Raw genomic sequence first — 16,980 nt, 5'->3', positions numbered from 1 at the left:
GGGTATTGAAATTCGTTTAGTTGAAGAGAACTCATATGAGATGGTAGCAACCGATGAACAACTAGAAAAATTAGCAAGAGCTGAAGCAGAAATTGAAGCGGAAATTAAGGCATGGGAAGATGCTTTAAATGAGAGTTTGGATGAACGCGAAGAAAGAGAAGCGAGACAGAAGGAATTGAAAGAAAAGAATAAATGGAGTACAAAGAAGAAAGTAATCGTATTTGGACTCATATTCTTTGTATTTATTGGATTACCTATTATCGAAGGGTATCAAAATAGTAAATTAGTTGAAGAAGGTACATCATTACATGCAGAAATTGTAGGTAGGCATGTAGAGGAGGAATTCATATTTACACACCCAACATTAGTAGTTGAGGTAGACGGTAAAAAGCATAATGTATGGGTAAGTGAAGAGACATATAACGGAGCAGAGTGGTTAGGTAGACTAAAAGTCATCAAAACAAAAGATGGTAAAGTGGAGAAAGACCCTAGATATGAGGATGAAGACTTAATCACGAGTTATTAAGGGACTAGATAAGATTCCTATAGGGATAAAAGGAAATGGTTCACTAGTTGTTTTAAATAATGTAAGTGGAAAGAACGAATTCGAGGATTTCGAACAGTTTAAATGAGTTGATTTCTAGTTTGAGATTACAAAAATAGTAAAGTGAAGAATGTTTATATGAATTATAGACCGGCTAGAGGGGCGTGGAAAAGTGGAATATAGTGGAATGGCTTCAGTTTGGTTTGGAATTTCTAAATCACTCCAAAATCTTGAGGAGTATGTCGATATAGATTACACGATAGATGGTGATTCAGTTCATTCAAAGTTTGGGACGAGCTTTGAATTCGGTTATTATGATGAAGATAATATTGAAATTTGTTTTTATGAGAATAACAAAAGGGAGGTTGAACATATTTTAAGTGATTTTTCTTATAGTGAACGAATTATTCCTAAAATAAAAAAGCTAGTAAATGGAGATAGTTTAGCGAACGATATTAACTTTGCTATTGTTCTTTATGATTTTAAATATAATGAAGCGAAAAGAGAAAATATGTTTGATGGTTTAGAGGTTACATTTATTGATTCTATGCCATATAGGTAGTTTGCAGGGAGATGCAAATTCATTTCATAAACACATGGAATAACCTTATAAAAGGGGGATACAAATGCATGCTTTGCCAAATTGCTTAGAAGAAGTTTTGGAAGAAGACATATATAAGCGGGCGGATAAAGATCAGGTGAATGAAGTAATAAATAGGTTAGGTGTAGTAGTGTCTAATACATTTAGAGAGTTTTATTATCGGTTTGCAGGACCTTTTTGGGATGAGCACATTCCTTATGAATTACTTGATATTATAGATGAAGAGAATAATATAGAATATTACACAATGATTGCTCGAAAGGAACATGGATTTCCTAATAAGTATTTAGTTTTAACGGAAATGACAGCAAATGCTGCATTGGTCCTTGATAGTGTAACTGATAAAGTTTACTCAGTAAATTTTGAAGGTGGAGATGCATTACTTTTAAATGGAGAATTAAAGGAGAGTTGGCCAACGTTTTATATGTTTTTGAAAGAATATTTCAAATGTTAAGTGTTGATGGGAGTTAACAATAAACAGGGACACCTTAGTAATAAGTGCGAGAGGAGTGACGGATAAATGAGAGTGAACGATTCAGTTTTTGGAGAGATTGAATATAATTATGCTTGGGGTAAGCGTATGCCTATAACTTTTATAGGCAATGTCACTGAGATTGATTTGATGATAGATGGTGAAGAAGATGAGATGTTTGATGAAGGGCAGTATGTAGCGTATCAATCATTAATAAAAAATTGGGAAGAGGTACAAATAAGTTTACTACAGTCTATATTAGACTATTACAAACAAAGGCGATGTGAATTGGGATATGATATTGGAGTGCAAGAAAATTATCCATTAGTTGAAACAACTGATCAAATACTAGAGATGATCGGTTTAGAGGGTATTGTTGTTCCGTATGCAGATATTACGGAAGGATGAGAGGTTGGAATTACATTTAATTGTACGTGGGATATAGAAAATGGTGTAGGAGTTCGATTATTAAATGAAAAGGTAATGGAAGTAGGTTATCAGGATATTATTTTTTAATATAAGTTAAAAGTAAATGAGGGGATATATAACCTGAATGAAAAAGGGATCAATCTTTATCAGATTGACACCCTAATACGAATCTTTTTTAACACCTTACATATTTACGCTTAAAACCAAGTCTTCCTCTATCAAGTTCTTTCTGAATACTCTCTGAAGCATGTAGCAAACTGCTTTTTTTATTATCACGTTTCACTTCAACTATACCAACTTCTTTTGCAGTTTTGACTGCTTTTTCATGTAGTGGTACATATGAAATTGCCACGGTGTTTAGGAAATTATTCATAGCGGATTTTGTTCGTTCTGGAGAATGATGAATTGTATCTTTCACCATTTCAAGCATATCGGAAATTTTACTTTCGGAAAACTCATTGTCTTTGCGATTTCCTAAAAGCCAACAGTAGCAACTCCATCCGGCAGACATTTTAAGCTCGTCCCCACTTGCAATCCATTTATCAGCAACATCTTGTGCAATATTTGACTCCGATAAAGTTACTGCCACTACATAATCAGATAGCATATAAAAATATGCCCCGTCTATCCAGCGATCAAAATCAGACTCACTCATAGCTTTTGGATCGGCAATAATACCTGCAAAGTACATAGCATCGTAGTTGCCTGTGGCATAAAGTTCTTCAGCTAATTCTTGATTTAATTTTATTTTTTTAGCGATTGGTTTCATAGCACCTGTAGCTACTCCGAATACTGGCTCATGCGCACCGTTAGATATGTATATTTTTTTCGTTCGTTCCTTACCTAGAGCTTCAAGTTCTTGCATAACTGTTTTAAGATCCATAGTTGTGCAACTTCCTTTCTTCATGTGAAAGCCTTTTTAAGCTTTTCGTATTTCATATGTTAATACTAATTGTATTCAAGAGGTATGTCTACTTTCTAAAGGTATCAAAACCAGTTAGTAATTTTGAAGCTTTTGATTTTGTGACTGCTACAAGCTATCTATAGTTAGAAGCAAAGTATAGTAGAATAAAAAATACATTTGTATAGTTTTTCCAGTGAATATTTGGTATGATGGTGAGTGGGAAAAATATACAAGTTGTTAGTGGTTCATAAAAGGGGGATTGAATTGAAAAGAACACCTGAATTCGTATTAGGTTTAATTGGTGGCATTTTGGGAATTATTATTTCCATAATATTAATAGTTGTAGCGTTTAATATTATGGAAGGTGTTGATTACGAACTTTTAGCTTATTACTCTATTATTTTAACGGTTCAAATAGGATTGTTCATTTTATCGTGTTTAGTAAACAAGGTTAATAATAAAGTTTATGGGGTTTGTATGATTGTGATTCCTATAGTTATGTTGTTTATGTCATTATTCTTTTTACTTATTCCGACAATTTTACAAATTATATCTGGTTCATTTGCATTTAGGACATTAAAGTTAGAATCGAATGTAAGCTAAATATAATTATTAACGTCTGAATATTCGGTTTTTTAAACATTTTCGTTTGCAGTTCAAATTAACATAAAGTACAAAGTTGTACGCTTTAGGAGGAGAAATAGATGATTATTTGGTCTGGTTGGGGTTTTTTAGTCGCAATTATTGTAATTATTAATACTCTTTTGGGTAAGGCTATCTTTGGATCTATAACGGGGGATGCTACATATTTTCAAGACCATAGTTGGCCAATGGCGGTAATGTTTATTATATCAGGGGTTATGTCTTGGTATTTAGGTAAATATATTAATAAGCCAGATGGGAAAGTTTATATAGATACCGAAACTGGTGAAAAAGTTATGTTTAACAAAAAGCACTCATTATTTTTTATAAAAATGGAATATTGGGGACCGATTCTAGGAGTTATTGCGATTGTAACTTTAATTACAAGATAAAAAAAGAGGATGGGTATAGCAAGAGTAATCTATTCAAGTAGAAGGAGAAATCAGTCATGAATGCAAAGAAACTACTAGGGGTAGCAGTTCCGGTCATGTTGTTATTTGGTTGTGGAGTTTCTGAGAAAACGAACACTTCTAAACAGGAGAAAACGGAAGAGTCTAAAGTAAAAGAATCGAAGTCTAATAGTAAGAAAGAAAAAGTTTCAAAGGAAGACTATCCTAATAAAGTGTATAAATTAGGAGTAGAGTTTGATAAGTTGTTTGCGGAGCATAACAATATTACAAGAGAGGTTTTTGACGGTAAGAAAAAGAAATCAGATATAGTAGATAGTGTGAAAGAATTAAATAAAGTGTTAGATAAATTTGAGTCGATAGATCCCCCTGCAGAGTATGTAAACCAACAAAAAGATTTTGAAAAAGCAATTAGTTATTTTAGAGAGTCTTTTTCTTTAATAAATGAAGTATTTACCAGAAAAGAAAAAAGAGAAAAAGGTGATAAGACTGATAAAGAGTTAATAGAGAAATCTGAAAAGCTAGTGAAAGAAGGAGATATTTACTGGCTTAAGGCATTCAAAGATCTTGAAGGAGATATTAAAATCGGTGACGGTACAGTATCAATGAAAGATTTGAAAGAGTTAGATAAGAAAGCTGGAATTAATACAGATAACGTTATGAAGAATGTGAAAGATGGTACGGAATTAATCGGTAATTGGGGATTCCAAGGAACAGACGGTTTCAATATGTCACTCATTTTAAAAGGTGATAAGACATTTGAAACGTATGGTAAAGGTGAGTATCCAAATAAAAAGAATTATATTGAAGGAACTTGGGAATATGATAAGGAAGCTTTTACAATCTATTTACATCTCAATAAACGTTTAGTAGACGGTGTAGAAGATACAATTCAAAAAAAGAAAATAGCATATAAAGTTCAAGATTATGATGGGGAAAACTTGCGATTATTTAATGAGACGTCATTTAATACAATTAAGTATGTGAAGCAAAGTTAAAGTTATGTAGGACTAGGTTTAAATGGCCTAGTCCTTCATTAAAGTGCGAGTATGTAAATAATATGTTATCTTTCGTTCTGTTTACTTAGTATCATGTTATTCTTTAATAGAGTAATAAATGGAGTTTTGCATTAAATATATGAGGTTGGTTACAAATGATAAAAAAATTTACTAGATTAGTATTAATAGTGGTTATCCCAATCAGTCTTATTACAGGTTGTGGGGCTGCTGAAAAAACTGAAGCACAAAAGCCGAAAGCGGTACAAACGGAGAAAAAGGACTATATGGATTACTCATATGGTAGCAAAGGTATATTAGTAAGTGGCAAAGCGAAAGAACGGCAACAATACGAGATTGGATATATGGATGATAATAAGTTAATTGGGATTGACGAAAATATTGAAGACTGCATTATTTTAGATAATAAAGATGAAGCAGGTCTCATTTGGAAGCAAATAGAGCGAGGATCTATTATTGAAGTGCAATACGGTAAGGATCGCAATGATATCGTAGGCGTGCAATTCGTAGGAGATCGTGAGTCATATGAAATTAGTGATAAGTTTGATCGGAATACGATAAATGAGATTGTTGAAAACGTTAAAGGGAATTTGTAATAGATGTATTTCGATAGTATAGGATCTCTTATTATGAAATTGTATACCAGTTATTTGTCTAAGTTTAAATTGATTATTTTGACGGTATTTGTAATTAGTTGTAAAATAATGTTTGTTGACGAATTTTATAAAAAGTATGTTAGATGAAATTCATCTGTAGGGATGACATATAAATATTTTCTTAATGAGTATAAAATGAAATAATTAAAATATGTAAATAAAAAGAAAATATAATAGAAGTACATAGTAGATTCATATTTTTAAAAATTAATGTGACAATAAAGGGAGGTTGAGATACATACACGGTGGGAGTGTGTATGTATTTATTATAATAATGAATAAGACAATCAAACAACAAGTAATCGCACTATCAACAAGTCTAGTGATTTTAGGGAGTGTACCTTTATCAGCATCAGCAGAAGAGATAAACAAATCTCAAACTGATCAACTTAATATTGCCCAGGGAGAACATGGAACGAGCGGATTAAATTATTCTAATTTCAAGTTGGAAGTTCCTGATCATGTACAAATTAACGAAGCAGAAGTATCTGAAAATGAAAAAATGCTTTTAGAAGAATATAAGCATAAACATGATGAAACAGAAGAATTAAACAAAATGCAAGATGCTAAGAAGGGACAAGTAGCAGAAAAGGAAGCTATTTCAAACATTGAAAAGGCATTTGAATCTGTAGATGGTCGAAATGATGGGTCTGATCGTCAAATGAAACCTGTTGCAAAGCCAAGAGGTATTCAATATAGTGCACAGAGTACGAAGAAATATGGAACACTTGCAGGAGTTCCATTTGTGGAATGGATTGTTCCAGCAGGAAATCCTGATATTCGTCCTGCAAATCCGATGAAAGCACGTTACATTACAATTCATGAGACCGCAAATACAGCCGCTGGTGCTAATGCTGAAAATCATGCGAAATATTTATACAAGCAAGCAACTGAAGGCACTTTCCGAACAGCTTCATGGCATTTTACTGTAGATGATAAACAAATTTATCAACACTTACCAACAAACGAAAATGGTTGGCATGCAGGAGATGGAGATGGTTCAGGAAACAGGGAGTCTATCGGTATCGAGATTGCGGTTAACCAAGACGGTGATTACAATAAAGCGTTAGAAAATGCAAAACGACTTGCAGGTTATTTAATGAACAAAGAAGGAATTGGTGCAGATCATATTTACAAGCATCAACAATGGAGCGGGAAAAAATGTCCTGACATTTTAATTTCACGTGGTAATTGGGCTGGTTTCGTACAAGGAATTCAGTGGTATGCAAATATAAATGCGCAGATTGATACGCCTTTACAAGATAAAAATGACTCATTTAATCCAAATGAAAATAATCCAGCTGAACCTAGCATGGAACTAGTGGTAAATGGTAGTGGCATCAATGTACGTAGTGATGCGGGTATTGAACATCGTGTTGTACGTAAAGCTTCAAACGGAGATCGTTACAAAGTATTAGCGGTTAAAAATGGTTGGTATAAAGTAGGTAATGGAGAATGGATTTTCTATGACCCAAGTTGGATTAAAATTAACTACAATGTACCAAAGGAAGAAGTACAAAAACCAAAAGATGATATTACAGGTGGCTGGTTTGAAGGGCATATTCGTAAATTAAACAGTCTAGGTATTATGCAAGGCGAAGGTAATGGTGTATTTGCGCCATATCGAAATGTAACGAGAGCGGAGTTTGCGAAATTAATCTCGAATGCTCTTAAACTACCAGAGGGAAATAAGTCATTTGTAGATATTAATGAGGCACATCCATCACTTCATGACGGTATTAAACGTTGTGCAAGTGCAGGAATTATTAATGGTCGTGGTGAAGGGATTTTTGATCCTAACTCACCAATTACTCGTGAAGAAGTATCTATTATGATTGACAAAGCATTACGATATAAAGGAATTACAGGTGAGTTAGTAGCATTACCATTTACAGATAAGCATTTAATAACATACAAAGAATCGGTTCAACGATTATACAGTCTAAAGGTAGTTAATGGTATTGGAAATAATGAGTTTGATCCTCGAGGCACAGCAACTCGTGGTCAGGCAGCTGCCTTTATTGTGAAGATGTTAGATTCAATGCAAAAATAAAAGGAAACTTTAATCAGTGAGGGCCACTCGCATTGCAATCGAGCAGTTTATTCACCGAATTTTGAAATGAGAGTTGTACTGTCCGCAAATAGCAGAATAAATGGTATGTAGAAGCTGACATTGGTAGAAGTAAAAAATAAGAAGAATTTGAAAGGAGCTATCCAAAATAATAATTTGGAATAGCTCCTATTTAGTAGGAAGAACAAATTGTATTTCATAGATTGTAATGTAGAATGCCCTTCCAAGCCCCTACCAAGTAATAAATCACTAAGAAAAAACAAAAACAAAAACAAGAACAAAACAAGCGCGAAAAAATGAAACCGGCGTTGTAGTAGTAAAAAAATTGTAATTCGAATGCCAAAACCATTCCCGTATGCCTATCTTTATAATGAAGGATTAAAATTTTCCTATTTACTAGCAAAGAGTGGAGGGAAACATATGGCGGTATACCGTAATGTGCAGGTGAACTTTTGGCAAGATGAATTCATATTAGATTTAACGCCAGAGGAACGTTATTTTTACATATATTTGTTAACTGGTACGAAAACAAAGCAATGTGGTATTTACATATTACCGAAGCGTGTGGCAGAGCTTGAAACAGGTTATAGTATGGAGACTGTTGAGAAGTTGCTAAACAGGTTTGTTGAGTATGGAAAGATTTTATATGATACGGAAACGAAAGAGGTATTCATAATAAATTGGTTACACTATAACCCTATTTCAAATACGAATGTGGAGAAGTGCGTATTACGTGAGTTAAAGACTATAAAAAGTAATGAGTTCATACATATATTTTTACGTAAATGCCTTGAAGAAGAATACAAGATTCCATTATTATTGCAGCATTTTGGTATGCCAAAAGAAGAGGATAATAGTAGTTCACAAGTAGTTATTGAAGAGAAAGAAGAAGCGGAAGAGATAGAGGTGGAAACTATAGAAAAGGACGTTCCAAATAGTGAAGTTTATAAGTTTTATGAACAAAATATTAGTAGTTTATCCCCATATATTGTGAAGGAATTGAAGAATTGGATACAAAGACTTTCTGGAGAGAAAGTGTTAGAGGTACTTAAAATTGCGTTTGAAAATAATAAGAAAACGTTAGCTTATGTGAGGGGGATTTTGAGGAATTGGTGTAGTGAAAAATTAAAGGATTTTAGTGGGGAGAAGTGCGTAATGGGAAGTTTAGAGAGAAGGAAATGTATTTTGAGTAGTGTATTTTAATTTACATTAACTTAACATAGAATGTATGTTCGTTTTTTGTGAGATTTATGCTATACTACCATTAAATAAGGGTATTTTTATAATAGATAAAAAGATGCGGGGGGTACAAAGTTTGACTACTAGTACATCTGAGTTGTTTCAATATATTAATATGACAGAAGAACAGAAACAATTATCACAACGATATTTACAGACAAAAGAAGAAGAGATTTTAAAAGATATTCAACTAACGACAATTCGTGATCAAAAAAGAAGCGATTTTGCGGAGCGATTTATAAACGATTTTAGGAAAGTGCATAAACAAGATCCGGATTTTTTTCGATTATTTTACCATATACTCGAGGAGCAATTATTAAATGTTCTTGTAGTCCGTTTTGCGCATGTCAGTTTTTCTAAAATGAAGATTTATTTAGAAAAAAGTGCACTTCCTTTGGACAAACTTGTAGCAATCGCATGCAAATATTTATCCAGTATTTCAAGTTATGTGAATGAAGCAGATGTTTTTCTTAGAGAGTTAACAAGAGAGAATCCGAACTATATAGAGGGACAATTACATACTTTACCAACTAATCAGCAAGTAACATTACTTCTTGTAATGTTTGATGTAGATTATGAAAAGTTTCGTACATATAGTTCTTTATTGAATGAGAGGTTAGAAGAACATACAGAATTTATATTGAAACTGCTAGGGGAAGAGGAAAAGGTTGAAGCAGTTAAACGGTATTTAAAAGGTAAAGATGATAGTGAAGTATTTATAGGTGGGAATTTACCGGAACATATTTGGCGGCTATTATTTTGTGTTCATAAATATTCGAATGTTGCGAGGCGATATATTGAAATATTGGCGAAGAAAAATGTTTGGGGTTTTATAAACTATGCAACACGTTATATGTGTCACACTCTCGGTCAGTCTCAAAACTACAAAAAAACTGGTAGTGTAAATAGAGAAACATATGAAGAAATTCAAAGTTTTTGTACACAGTTTTGGATTTCTAAGGAACGATTTTTTGCGCATCGTCTAAGGCAACATGATTTGAATAGTGAGGATTTTTGTAAGACGTATGAATATGAATTGCTATGCTTTATGTTGGAGGAAGATCCTGAATTTATTCAATGTACTTTGCAATATGTAAGTAAAATGAATTATCTCATCATCGCACGCACGTTAGCTGAAAAAGGATATGAGCTAAATATAGGGAAAATGCGAGAAGAATTTTTTGTTGCTGCTTTGCAAATAAAATTGTCTACAGTGCGGGATACATATCGTGATTATTTACTAGGGAAATTGTCACTTGAGGATATGGAGCAAATACTTAAAAATCCGAAATATAGAAGTATGTATTGGGGTATGCCGGTGTTAGAGGTTGCGCTTCTTTGGGATATAGATGATGTAGCGAAGAGGGAAGCTGTACTTACACTACAGTTTGGAGATGAAGATAGTGTTAATTTATACGAACTTCTTTACGAATGTTCTATCAGGGGAGTAGAACCGAAACAAGTATTAGAAGATCTGCTTTCGTATGGATTAAGTAAGGAAAAGCTTATCGCTTATGCAGTTGAAGAAGCTGCATGCTACAGTGAAGAGCGAAATAAGGCGAAGGAAGCGCTTGTTTGTGTAATTGTAAAAGAACAAGCGTACATCATTGAACGATTTGATGAGTATTCTGCTGTGGCCAAAGCATATATTTTAGAAGAGTTAGCAAAGGATAACATGATTAAAATGCGTCCAATTTTAATTAAAAGCTTAGGAGATTCATCTAAAAAAATGCGTGAGTCTGTAGTTAAACTGCTTTCAAAAGATGTAGAAGCTGCAGCAGATGTAGCAGTTGAACTTCATAATAAAAAGAAAATTGTTCGTGAAAATGTGATGAAAATACTTATAGAGTATAAGCTTGAAAAATATACGAAACTTGTACAGGAAGCTTTGCAAGAAAGTAAAAATGAATCTTTCGCAGGAAAATTCTCGTTTTTATTTCAAACGGAGGAAAAAAAGATAGAAGAACTATGTGCACGTATTTTAACTGAACAAACAAGAAATTCACTTCTGCAATTGATTGGGGATGAGCCACAAATCCGTTTACGTGACTCTGATGAAATTGCTGATGCTGCAATTCCGTTAGCCTATTTACAACAGTATATTTCAGATGCTGTTATTGAGAAGAAAGAAACAGCAGAAGTAATTGGTAGAGCTTTAAATGAAGAGGACTTAAAAGAATATGTGCAAACAATATATCAAATATGGATTTCTCAAGACGCAGATGTGAAGAAACGTGGAATTCTTTCGTTATACGGAATGTATAGTGACGACAAAATGGTCGACATACTTATAAAGCAAATTGATGAATGGGTGCTTCAAATGAGAGGAAAGATAGCAGCGGATGCCGTTCGTGCTTTAGGTTTGTCTTCATCTAAGCTTGCACTTATGTCTATTCATGCAATAGCATTTAAATATAAACATAAGCAAGTACGTAATGCAGCAAAAGAAGCGCTAAGTCTTGCTGCGAAAACACGTGGTATAACAGAGGAAGAGCTGGAAGATCAATTGGTGCCGGACCTTGGCTTTACTATACATGGTGAAAAAATAATTGATTTCGGGAATCGAAGTTTTACTGCTATCTTAACTACAGAGTTAAAAATTGAATTAGAGACAGAAGAAGGAAAACGTATGAAGTCACTTCCAAAGCCGAATGCAAAAGATGATGTAGAAAAGGCTGAAGAGGCTAAAAAAGAATTAGCCTCTTTAAAGAAGGAACTCCGAAATACTCTTTCCATGCAAAAACAACGATTGGAAACGGCACTTTCATTAAAGCGTTATTGGTCACATAATGCATGGAAGTCTGTATTTATGGATAATCCAATTATGAAGCAATTTTCTATTTCACTCATTTGGGGTGAGTATAAGAAAGGGAAGTTGCTAAAGGCATTCCGTTATGCAGAAGGTGGCGTGTTCTGTACAATTGACGGGAAGAGTTATGAACTTTCATCTGGCACTGTTATTGGTTTCGTTCATCCATTAGAATTGCCTGAGGCGGAGAAGGAATTATGGAAAGAGCAATTAGAAAGTGCGGGAATTGTTCAGCCGTTCCTACAAATTGAGCGTCCAGTGTTTGTAGTAGAAGAGAATGATGGGAGTGCTATTGAGAGATTTGGCGGTATTTTACTAAATGGTCGTTCGTTATTCGGTAAGATGACGAAGCTTGGATGGATCCGTGGGTCTGTTCAAGATGGCGGTGTATATTATACATTTTACAAAGAAGATACTCGTACCGGATTAGGCGTGCAATTGTCATTTAGCGGAGCGCCGATTGGTTATGAAGATGAAGAAGATGTATGTGTATTTGACATTCAATTTTATAAAGCAGGTACAGTGAATCGTGGTTCATATGAATACGATGAGATTGATGATGAAAGACGCATTGTACCAAAAGAAGTAGATAAACGCTTCTTTAGTGAAATGTTATATGATGTGCAAGTAGCGACAGATTCAAATCTTGGGCATAATGAAAGTTGGCGTAGCGAACGATAAGAAAACCCCCTTCATTGGTAGGAAAATGAAGGGGGTTTTTCAATGTTTCAAAAGGTTCTTTCATAATAAAAGCGAATTAGCGGGAAGAGGATTTTTATCCTTTTAGAAGGGATTGGTATCATGATCAAATAGATGATTGGGTAAATGGAGAGTATCATACGACTACACTGAATACAGCGGGAATAGAAGGGAAAATGTTAACGTTACAGCCACGGTAATGATAGAAAAGACTTTTACTATATGTAAGAGTCTCTTTTTTTGTAAACGCGACAAAATTTGACAAAAAAATTTGCAGGAACTTGTTATAATTTCTGTTGGAATATTTTGTTTAACGAGAAATGGGTGTATAGCGTAAAAGATTTCGATGTCATACAAATACATTTTTTGTTTTACATTCAAGGATTTCATAAGAGAAGAATTACAAAAATGAATGACATGGAGAAGTCATAGGGGGAGAGGAGATTTAGCATGAGTATTAAAGTAATAAGAGCAACAGGGGTAATGGGAGGAGCAGCAAGAGTTGCTGTAAAGGTAGATAACGAAGTAGTAATGAAACTTGAGAATAACGAAGAATATACGCTTCCTTTTGAATTAGATGAAGCGAATATTAAAGTAAAACAATTCTTTTTTGGAAGTAAAGAAAAGAAAGTAAAGGATGGCGATGTAGTAGAAATTAAGATAAATAGTATTGCTATGCTATTACTGATGGTGTCAATGATGGCTGTTTTATTTGGTTCGTCAATTGGTATAAATATTGTTGTTTTTGGTATGATAGGAGCTTTAGTTACATTAGTATACGGATTGAATAACTGGTTTCGTTTAGAGGTTAAATAATTATTGTATATATATTTATTTCAGTTGATTTACTATACATGGGATGAAAATATTTTTAAGTGGGAAATGGGGAGAATCAGTATGAAGAAAATGGTTGTAATATCTAGTTTGGCGCTAATAGTAGGTTTAACAACTGGTTGTAGCAGTGAAAAAACAAGTGGACCTAAAACAGTATCTGTAAAAAAAGAAAAAGAGTTAGTAGCGAAAGATATTTTTAAAAAAGCAGCTGACGGATTAAAACAAGAGGAATATCTTACATTGACATCTCTTATGTCAATGAAGGGGAGCGGCCAATCAGAAGAAATTAAAATGAAAATACAAATGGAGCCGAAACTGAAGAATTCTAGAGCTGAAATGAAAATAAGTGGTACAGATATTGTAACGTATGAAGTAGATGGAAAGGTCGCTGCTCAAGTGAAAAACCCTGATACAGGAGAGTTAGTTACGATACCTAATGATCAATTTAATGTAAATGATGTAATGGTCAGTAAAAATTTACTTAATGAGTTAGATTTACCGGAAGCTTTGGCTAAGAAAATGAAAGCAAAGAAAGATGGAGACACATATAAACTTACACTTGAATTAAAGGGAAAAGAAGTGGTAGATACGTTACAAAAAATTAATGGAGATATGAAAAAATTAACGGAAGGATTTAATATGGATGCGTTTAACATTGAATATATAATAACAAAAGATTATAAATTTGAAGAGATGCGAACAACTATAAAAGTGAGTGAAAGTAACTCTGATAAAAAAGCTGGTACAGATAAGGAAAAATTGGATGCAGTTGTGAGTATAAAGATTGATTCATATGAAAAGTTTGATCCAATTAAGTTACCAGAAGGGATTCAATAATTTCAATTGTAAAAGGATAAAAAGGAGCGGAAATCTGCTCCTTTTTTATTTTTCCTACTATTTTTAGAAGATTTATATGAATATAGTTGAACGGAACTTCATTTTTTTCTGGAATAAATGTGAAACGTTGTATAAAATAATCAAGAAAGTCAAAAATTATAGGGGGAAAGTTGTGAAGAAAAATAAGAGTTTAATAAGTTTTTTAGGAGTGTTTATTATGTTGTTTTCTTTTTGTTTTCAAGGAAATGTACAGGCAGATGTAAATACTGTTCAATCTGGAAAAATCAAATCAGGAAACGTAACAGTATGGGAAGTTGGAAATGTAGCGAAAGTATTAGCGGATGTGGAGCGCTTAAATTTAAATACAGTAAATGTACCGATTCAAGTAGATATCCCAAATGTGACTTCTACTAACATGGTAATTAATCAAGCGCAAAAGCAACAAGCTATTATTTTAATTCAAGAATTATTAAAGCGTAATATTCAAGTTATAGTGGAACCGTTCCCATATATTCAGCAGGGGAATGTTGGAGAGACAGAATGGAACCCAAGTAACATTAATGATTTCTTCTGGAATTGGAAGACGGTTATTCTGCAAGATATTTTTAATTCCATTACAAGTAAATACAATGTGTATGGACTAAAGATTGCTTCTAATTTCGTGAATATGGAGTATGCAGAAGGATACTGGAGCGATACAATTGATTTTGTTCGTAATCAGTATAAAGGAAATATTTTGTATCAAATGAACTGGTGGTTAACAGCAAGCTGGGACTCTTCTTATGAAGAGAAGTTTATAGAGAAAATAAACCGTCCGTATTTAAAGAAGGTAGATATTGTTAGCATAGACAGTTGGTTTGAAGTTTCTGGAAAAAGAAATCCGTCATATGAAGAAGTGAAGCAAAGTTTATTTGCGACGACAGTATATAATCGTGGGCAAAATGTTGTTCAGCAATTGGAACAATTACATAATGCAACAGGAAAGCCAGTTTATTTCGGTGGATTTAACGTTCCAGCACGTGAACTTGGATTACAAAATCCATGGAATCCAGATGTTTCAAATGTGTTTTCGAAAGATGTACAATTAAATGGATGGCGTGCTTACCGCGATGTATTAGAACCGAAATCATATTTTAAAGGTTTTTCAATTTGGTTTATTGGCTCTAATGATAGTACACATGCGTATCAAATACATAGTAAAGAAGCAGAGGCAGTTATTAGCGGGTGGTACCGAAAATAAATTTTATAAAATAGGTAAGTTTTGAAGTTTACTACATATATTTCTAGTGAAAGGCCTTTCACCATCTTATCACCTAGGGGGCAATCATAATGAAATTTTTGTCTTACCTTACAGTAATTTTGGTGATTCTCGGCGGTTTGAATTGGTTGTTTGTAGCGTTAGATTACAATGTAGTTGAGAAATGGTTTGGTTCTATGCCGGCGCTTGTGGACACTATTTATTGGCTCATTGGTCTTTCTGCTATTTATCAAATTTTTGATCGGTTCTTCACGGACAATTAGCAATTATACTTTATTACTAGAGTGTTAAGTACGATTATGTACTTAACACTTTTTTGTATGTTTATAAAAATAGTTTGCACATGCAAGCGATTCCATTGCGTCTTGCGCCGTAATAATAGAAAACAAATTGACCACGTATTATATTTTGGGTTATAATTCAGAAAGTTTAAAAATTAATAAAAATGAGAAATAGGGAGGTTATGAGGGTAATGGAGAGAGTCTATAATTTTTCAGCAGGACCATCAATACTCCCTTTGCCAGTTTTAGAGAAAGTGCAAAAGGAGCTTGTAAATTATAACGGGACAGGCATGTCTATTATGGAAATGAGTCATCGATCTTCTTATTTTCAAAGTATTATAGAGGAAGCGAGTAACTTACTTCGTGAATTAATGAGCATCCCTGATGAGTATGATGTTTTATTTTTACAAGGCGGTGCGTCATTACAATTTTCTATGATACCACTGAACTTAATGAATACGTATAAAAAAGCTGGATACGTACTAACTGGCTCATGGTCTAAAAAGGCACTGCAAGAAGCCGAAAAAGTTGGGGAAGTACAAGTGATTGCTTCTTCCGAGCAAGAGAAGTTTACTACGATTCCTAAACTGGACGGTTTACTAAGCGATGAAAAACTAGATTATGTACATATTACAACGAATAATACAATTGAGGGGACAAAATATGTGGATATTCCACATATAGAAAGAGTGCCGCTCGTTGCGGATATGTCTTCAAATATTTTGTCAGAACAATATGATGTTTCGAAGTTTGGTCTTATATACGCGGGAGCACAAAAAAATTTAGGACCAGCGGGCTTAACGATTGCTATTATAAAAAGAGATTTAATTGGGGGAGCAGATCGCTCTTGTCCGACAATGTTAAATTATGAAACTTACAGTAAAAATAACTCCTTATATAATACACCGCCATCCTTTAGTATTTACGTAACAAAACTTGTACTAGAGTGGTTGAAAGAGCAAGGCGGAGTATCTGCGATTGAAGAACAAAATAGAATGAAATCTTCACTTATTTATCATTTTTTAGATGAATCTAAATTGTTTACTTCACCAGTTGATCCTGCGTATCGATCACTTATGAACATTCCATTTACAACACCGTCAGAAGAACTTAACAATGAGTTTTTACAAAAAGCGAAGGAACGCGGCCTTGTTACGTTAAAAGGACATCGCTCAGTTGGCGGTATGCGTGCCAGTATTTACAATGCGATGCCAGCACACGGCGTAAAACGATTAGTAGATTATATGAAGGAATTTGAGCTTGAGAATAGATAGGGAGATG

At 33.7% G+C, this 16,980-nt stretch carries 16 protein-coding genes and 2 pseudogenes; 17 read left to right on the top strand and 1 reads right to left on the bottom strand.

The window, feature by feature from the left end:
• The first annotated feature begins 40 nt into the window (after positions 1 to 40).
• The 5 genes and pseudogenes from MHB52_RS16505 (at position 41) to MHB52_RS16485 (ending at position 2,133) form a co-directional block, all read left to right on the top strand.
• Positions 41 to 526, top strand: a complete 486-nt coding sequence (locus MHB52_RS16505; RefSeq protein ID WP_340767734.1) for a hypothetical protein — start codon at positions 41 to 43, stop codon at positions 524 to 526.
• A gap of 4 nt (positions 527 to 530) precedes the next feature.
• A pseudogene (locus MHB52_RS16500) lies at positions 531 to 663 on the top strand (SecY-interacting protein Syd); the annotation flags it as partial.
• Positions 664 to 716: 53 nt separating this feature from the next.
• Positions 717 to 1,106 carry an immunity 22 family protein gene (locus tag MHB52_RS16495; protein ID WP_061664362.1) on the top strand — a complete coding sequence of 130 codons (390 nt, stop codon included), beginning with the start codon at positions 717 to 719 and terminating at the stop codon, positions 1,104 to 1,106.
• A gap of 64 nt (positions 1,107 to 1,170) precedes the next feature.
• Positions 1,171 to 1,599: an SMI1/KNR4 family protein gene (locus MHB52_RS16490; protein WP_061664363.1), complete on the top strand. Its 429-nt coding sequence runs from the start codon at positions 1,171 to 1,173 to the stop codon at positions 1,597 to 1,599.
• A 66-nt stretch (positions 1,600 to 1,665) separates the two neighbouring features.
• Positions 1,666 to 2,133, top strand: a pseudogene (locus tag MHB52_RS16485) (DUF6985 domain-containing protein).
• Positions 2,134 to 2,221: 88 nt separating this feature from the next.
• On the opposite strand, the gene MHB52_RS16480 reads toward MHB52_RS16485, so the two are convergent.
• The gene (locus MHB52_RS16480; protein ID WP_061664364.1) at positions 2,222 to 2,929 is read right to left on the bottom strand and encodes a DNA alkylation repair protein; all 708 of its coding nucleotides are present in this window, start codon (positions 2,927 to 2,929) and stop codon (positions 2,222 to 2,224) included.
• A 285-nt stretch (positions 2,930 to 3,214) separates the two neighbouring features.
• Here MHB52_RS16480 and MHB52_RS16475 point away from each other — a divergent pair, with 285 nt between their 5' ends.
• The 12 genes from MHB52_RS16475 (at position 3,215) to serC (ending at position 16,973) form a co-directional block, all read left to right on the top strand.
• Positions 3,215 to 3,553 carry a DUF4064 domain-containing protein gene (locus MHB52_RS16475; protein WP_000831724.1) on the top strand — a complete coding sequence of 113 codons (339 nt, stop codon included), beginning with the start codon at positions 3,215 to 3,217 and terminating at the stop codon, positions 3,551 to 3,553.
• Between the two features lie 101 nt (positions 3,554 to 3,654).
• The gene (locus tag MHB52_RS16470) at positions 3,655 to 3,984 is read left to right on the top strand and encodes a hypothetical protein (protein ID WP_000587855.1); all 330 of its coding nucleotides are present in this window, start codon (positions 3,655 to 3,657) and stop codon (positions 3,982 to 3,984) included.
• 56 nt (positions 3,985 to 4,040) lie between these two features.
• On the top strand, positions 4,041 to 4,997 hold the full coding sequence (locus tag MHB52_RS16465) for a DUF3994 domain-containing protein (protein ID WP_016118256.1): 957 nt from the start codon (positions 4,041 to 4,043) through the stop codon (positions 4,995 to 4,997).
• Positions 4,998 to 5,152: 155 nt separating this feature from the next.
• A complete protein-coding gene (locus MHB52_RS16460; protein ID WP_000591634.1) occupies positions 5,153 to 5,611 on the top strand; it encodes a hypothetical protein in 459 nt (152 codons plus the stop codon).
• Between the two features lie 334 nt (positions 5,612 to 5,945).
• Positions 5,946 to 7,724 (top strand): S-layer homology domain-containing protein, encoded by a 1,779-nt coding sequence (locus tag MHB52_RS16455; RefSeq protein WP_002000187.1) that lies wholly within the window; start codon positions 5,946 to 5,948, stop codon positions 7,722 to 7,724.
• Between the two features lie 438 nt (positions 7,725 to 8,162).
• Entirely contained in the window at positions 8,163 to 8,945 is a 783-nt protein-coding gene (locus MHB52_RS16450; RefSeq protein WP_000312090.1) for a DnaD domain-containing protein, read from the top strand.
• 112 nt (positions 8,946 to 9,057) lie between these two features.
• A complete protein-coding gene (locus tag MHB52_RS16445) occupies positions 9,058 to 12,471 on the top strand; it encodes a DUF4132 domain-containing protein (RefSeq protein ID WP_000213792.1) in 3,414 nt (1,137 codons plus the stop codon).
• Between the two features lie 468 nt (positions 12,472 to 12,939).
• Positions 12,940 to 13,305, top strand: coding sequence for a hypothetical protein (locus MHB52_RS16440; protein ID WP_000025025.1), 366 nt, complete (start codon positions 12,940 to 12,942; stop codon positions 13,303 to 13,305).
• A gap of 81 nt (positions 13,306 to 13,386) precedes the next feature.
• Complete coding sequence (locus tag MHB52_RS16435; RefSeq protein WP_061664365.1) at positions 13,387 to 14,160, top strand: DUF6612 family protein; 774 nt, start codon at positions 13,387 to 13,389, stop codon at positions 14,158 to 14,160.
• Positions 14,161 to 14,332: 172 nt separating this feature from the next.
• On the top strand, positions 14,333 to 15,400 hold the full coding sequence (locus tag MHB52_RS16430) for a glycoside hydrolase family 113 (RefSeq protein WP_025966673.1): 1,068 nt from the start codon (positions 14,333 to 14,335) through the stop codon (positions 15,398 to 15,400).
• A gap of 89 nt (positions 15,401 to 15,489) precedes the next feature.
• Positions 15,490 to 15,681, top strand: coding sequence for a DUF378 domain-containing protein (locus tag MHB52_RS16425; protein WP_000670803.1), 192 nt, complete (start codon positions 15,490 to 15,492; stop codon positions 15,679 to 15,681).
• Between the two features lie 209 nt (positions 15,682 to 15,890).
• Positions 15,891 to 16,973 carry a 3-phosphoserine/phosphohydroxythreonine transaminase gene (gene serC, locus MHB52_RS16420; RefSeq protein ID WP_000442937.1) on the top strand — a complete coding sequence of 361 codons (1,083 nt, stop codon included), beginning with the start codon at positions 15,891 to 15,893 and terminating at the stop codon, positions 16,971 to 16,973.
• Positions 16,974 to 16,980: the final 7 nt, after the last annotated feature.

The organism is Bacillus sp. FSL K6-0073, assembly GCF_038006085.1.
In the GTDB taxonomy this organism is placed as follows: domain Bacteria; phylum Bacillota; class Bacilli; order Bacillales; family Bacillaceae_G; genus Bacillus_A; species Bacillus_A cereus.
This window is presented reverse-complemented; position numbering and strand designations above follow the sequence as displayed.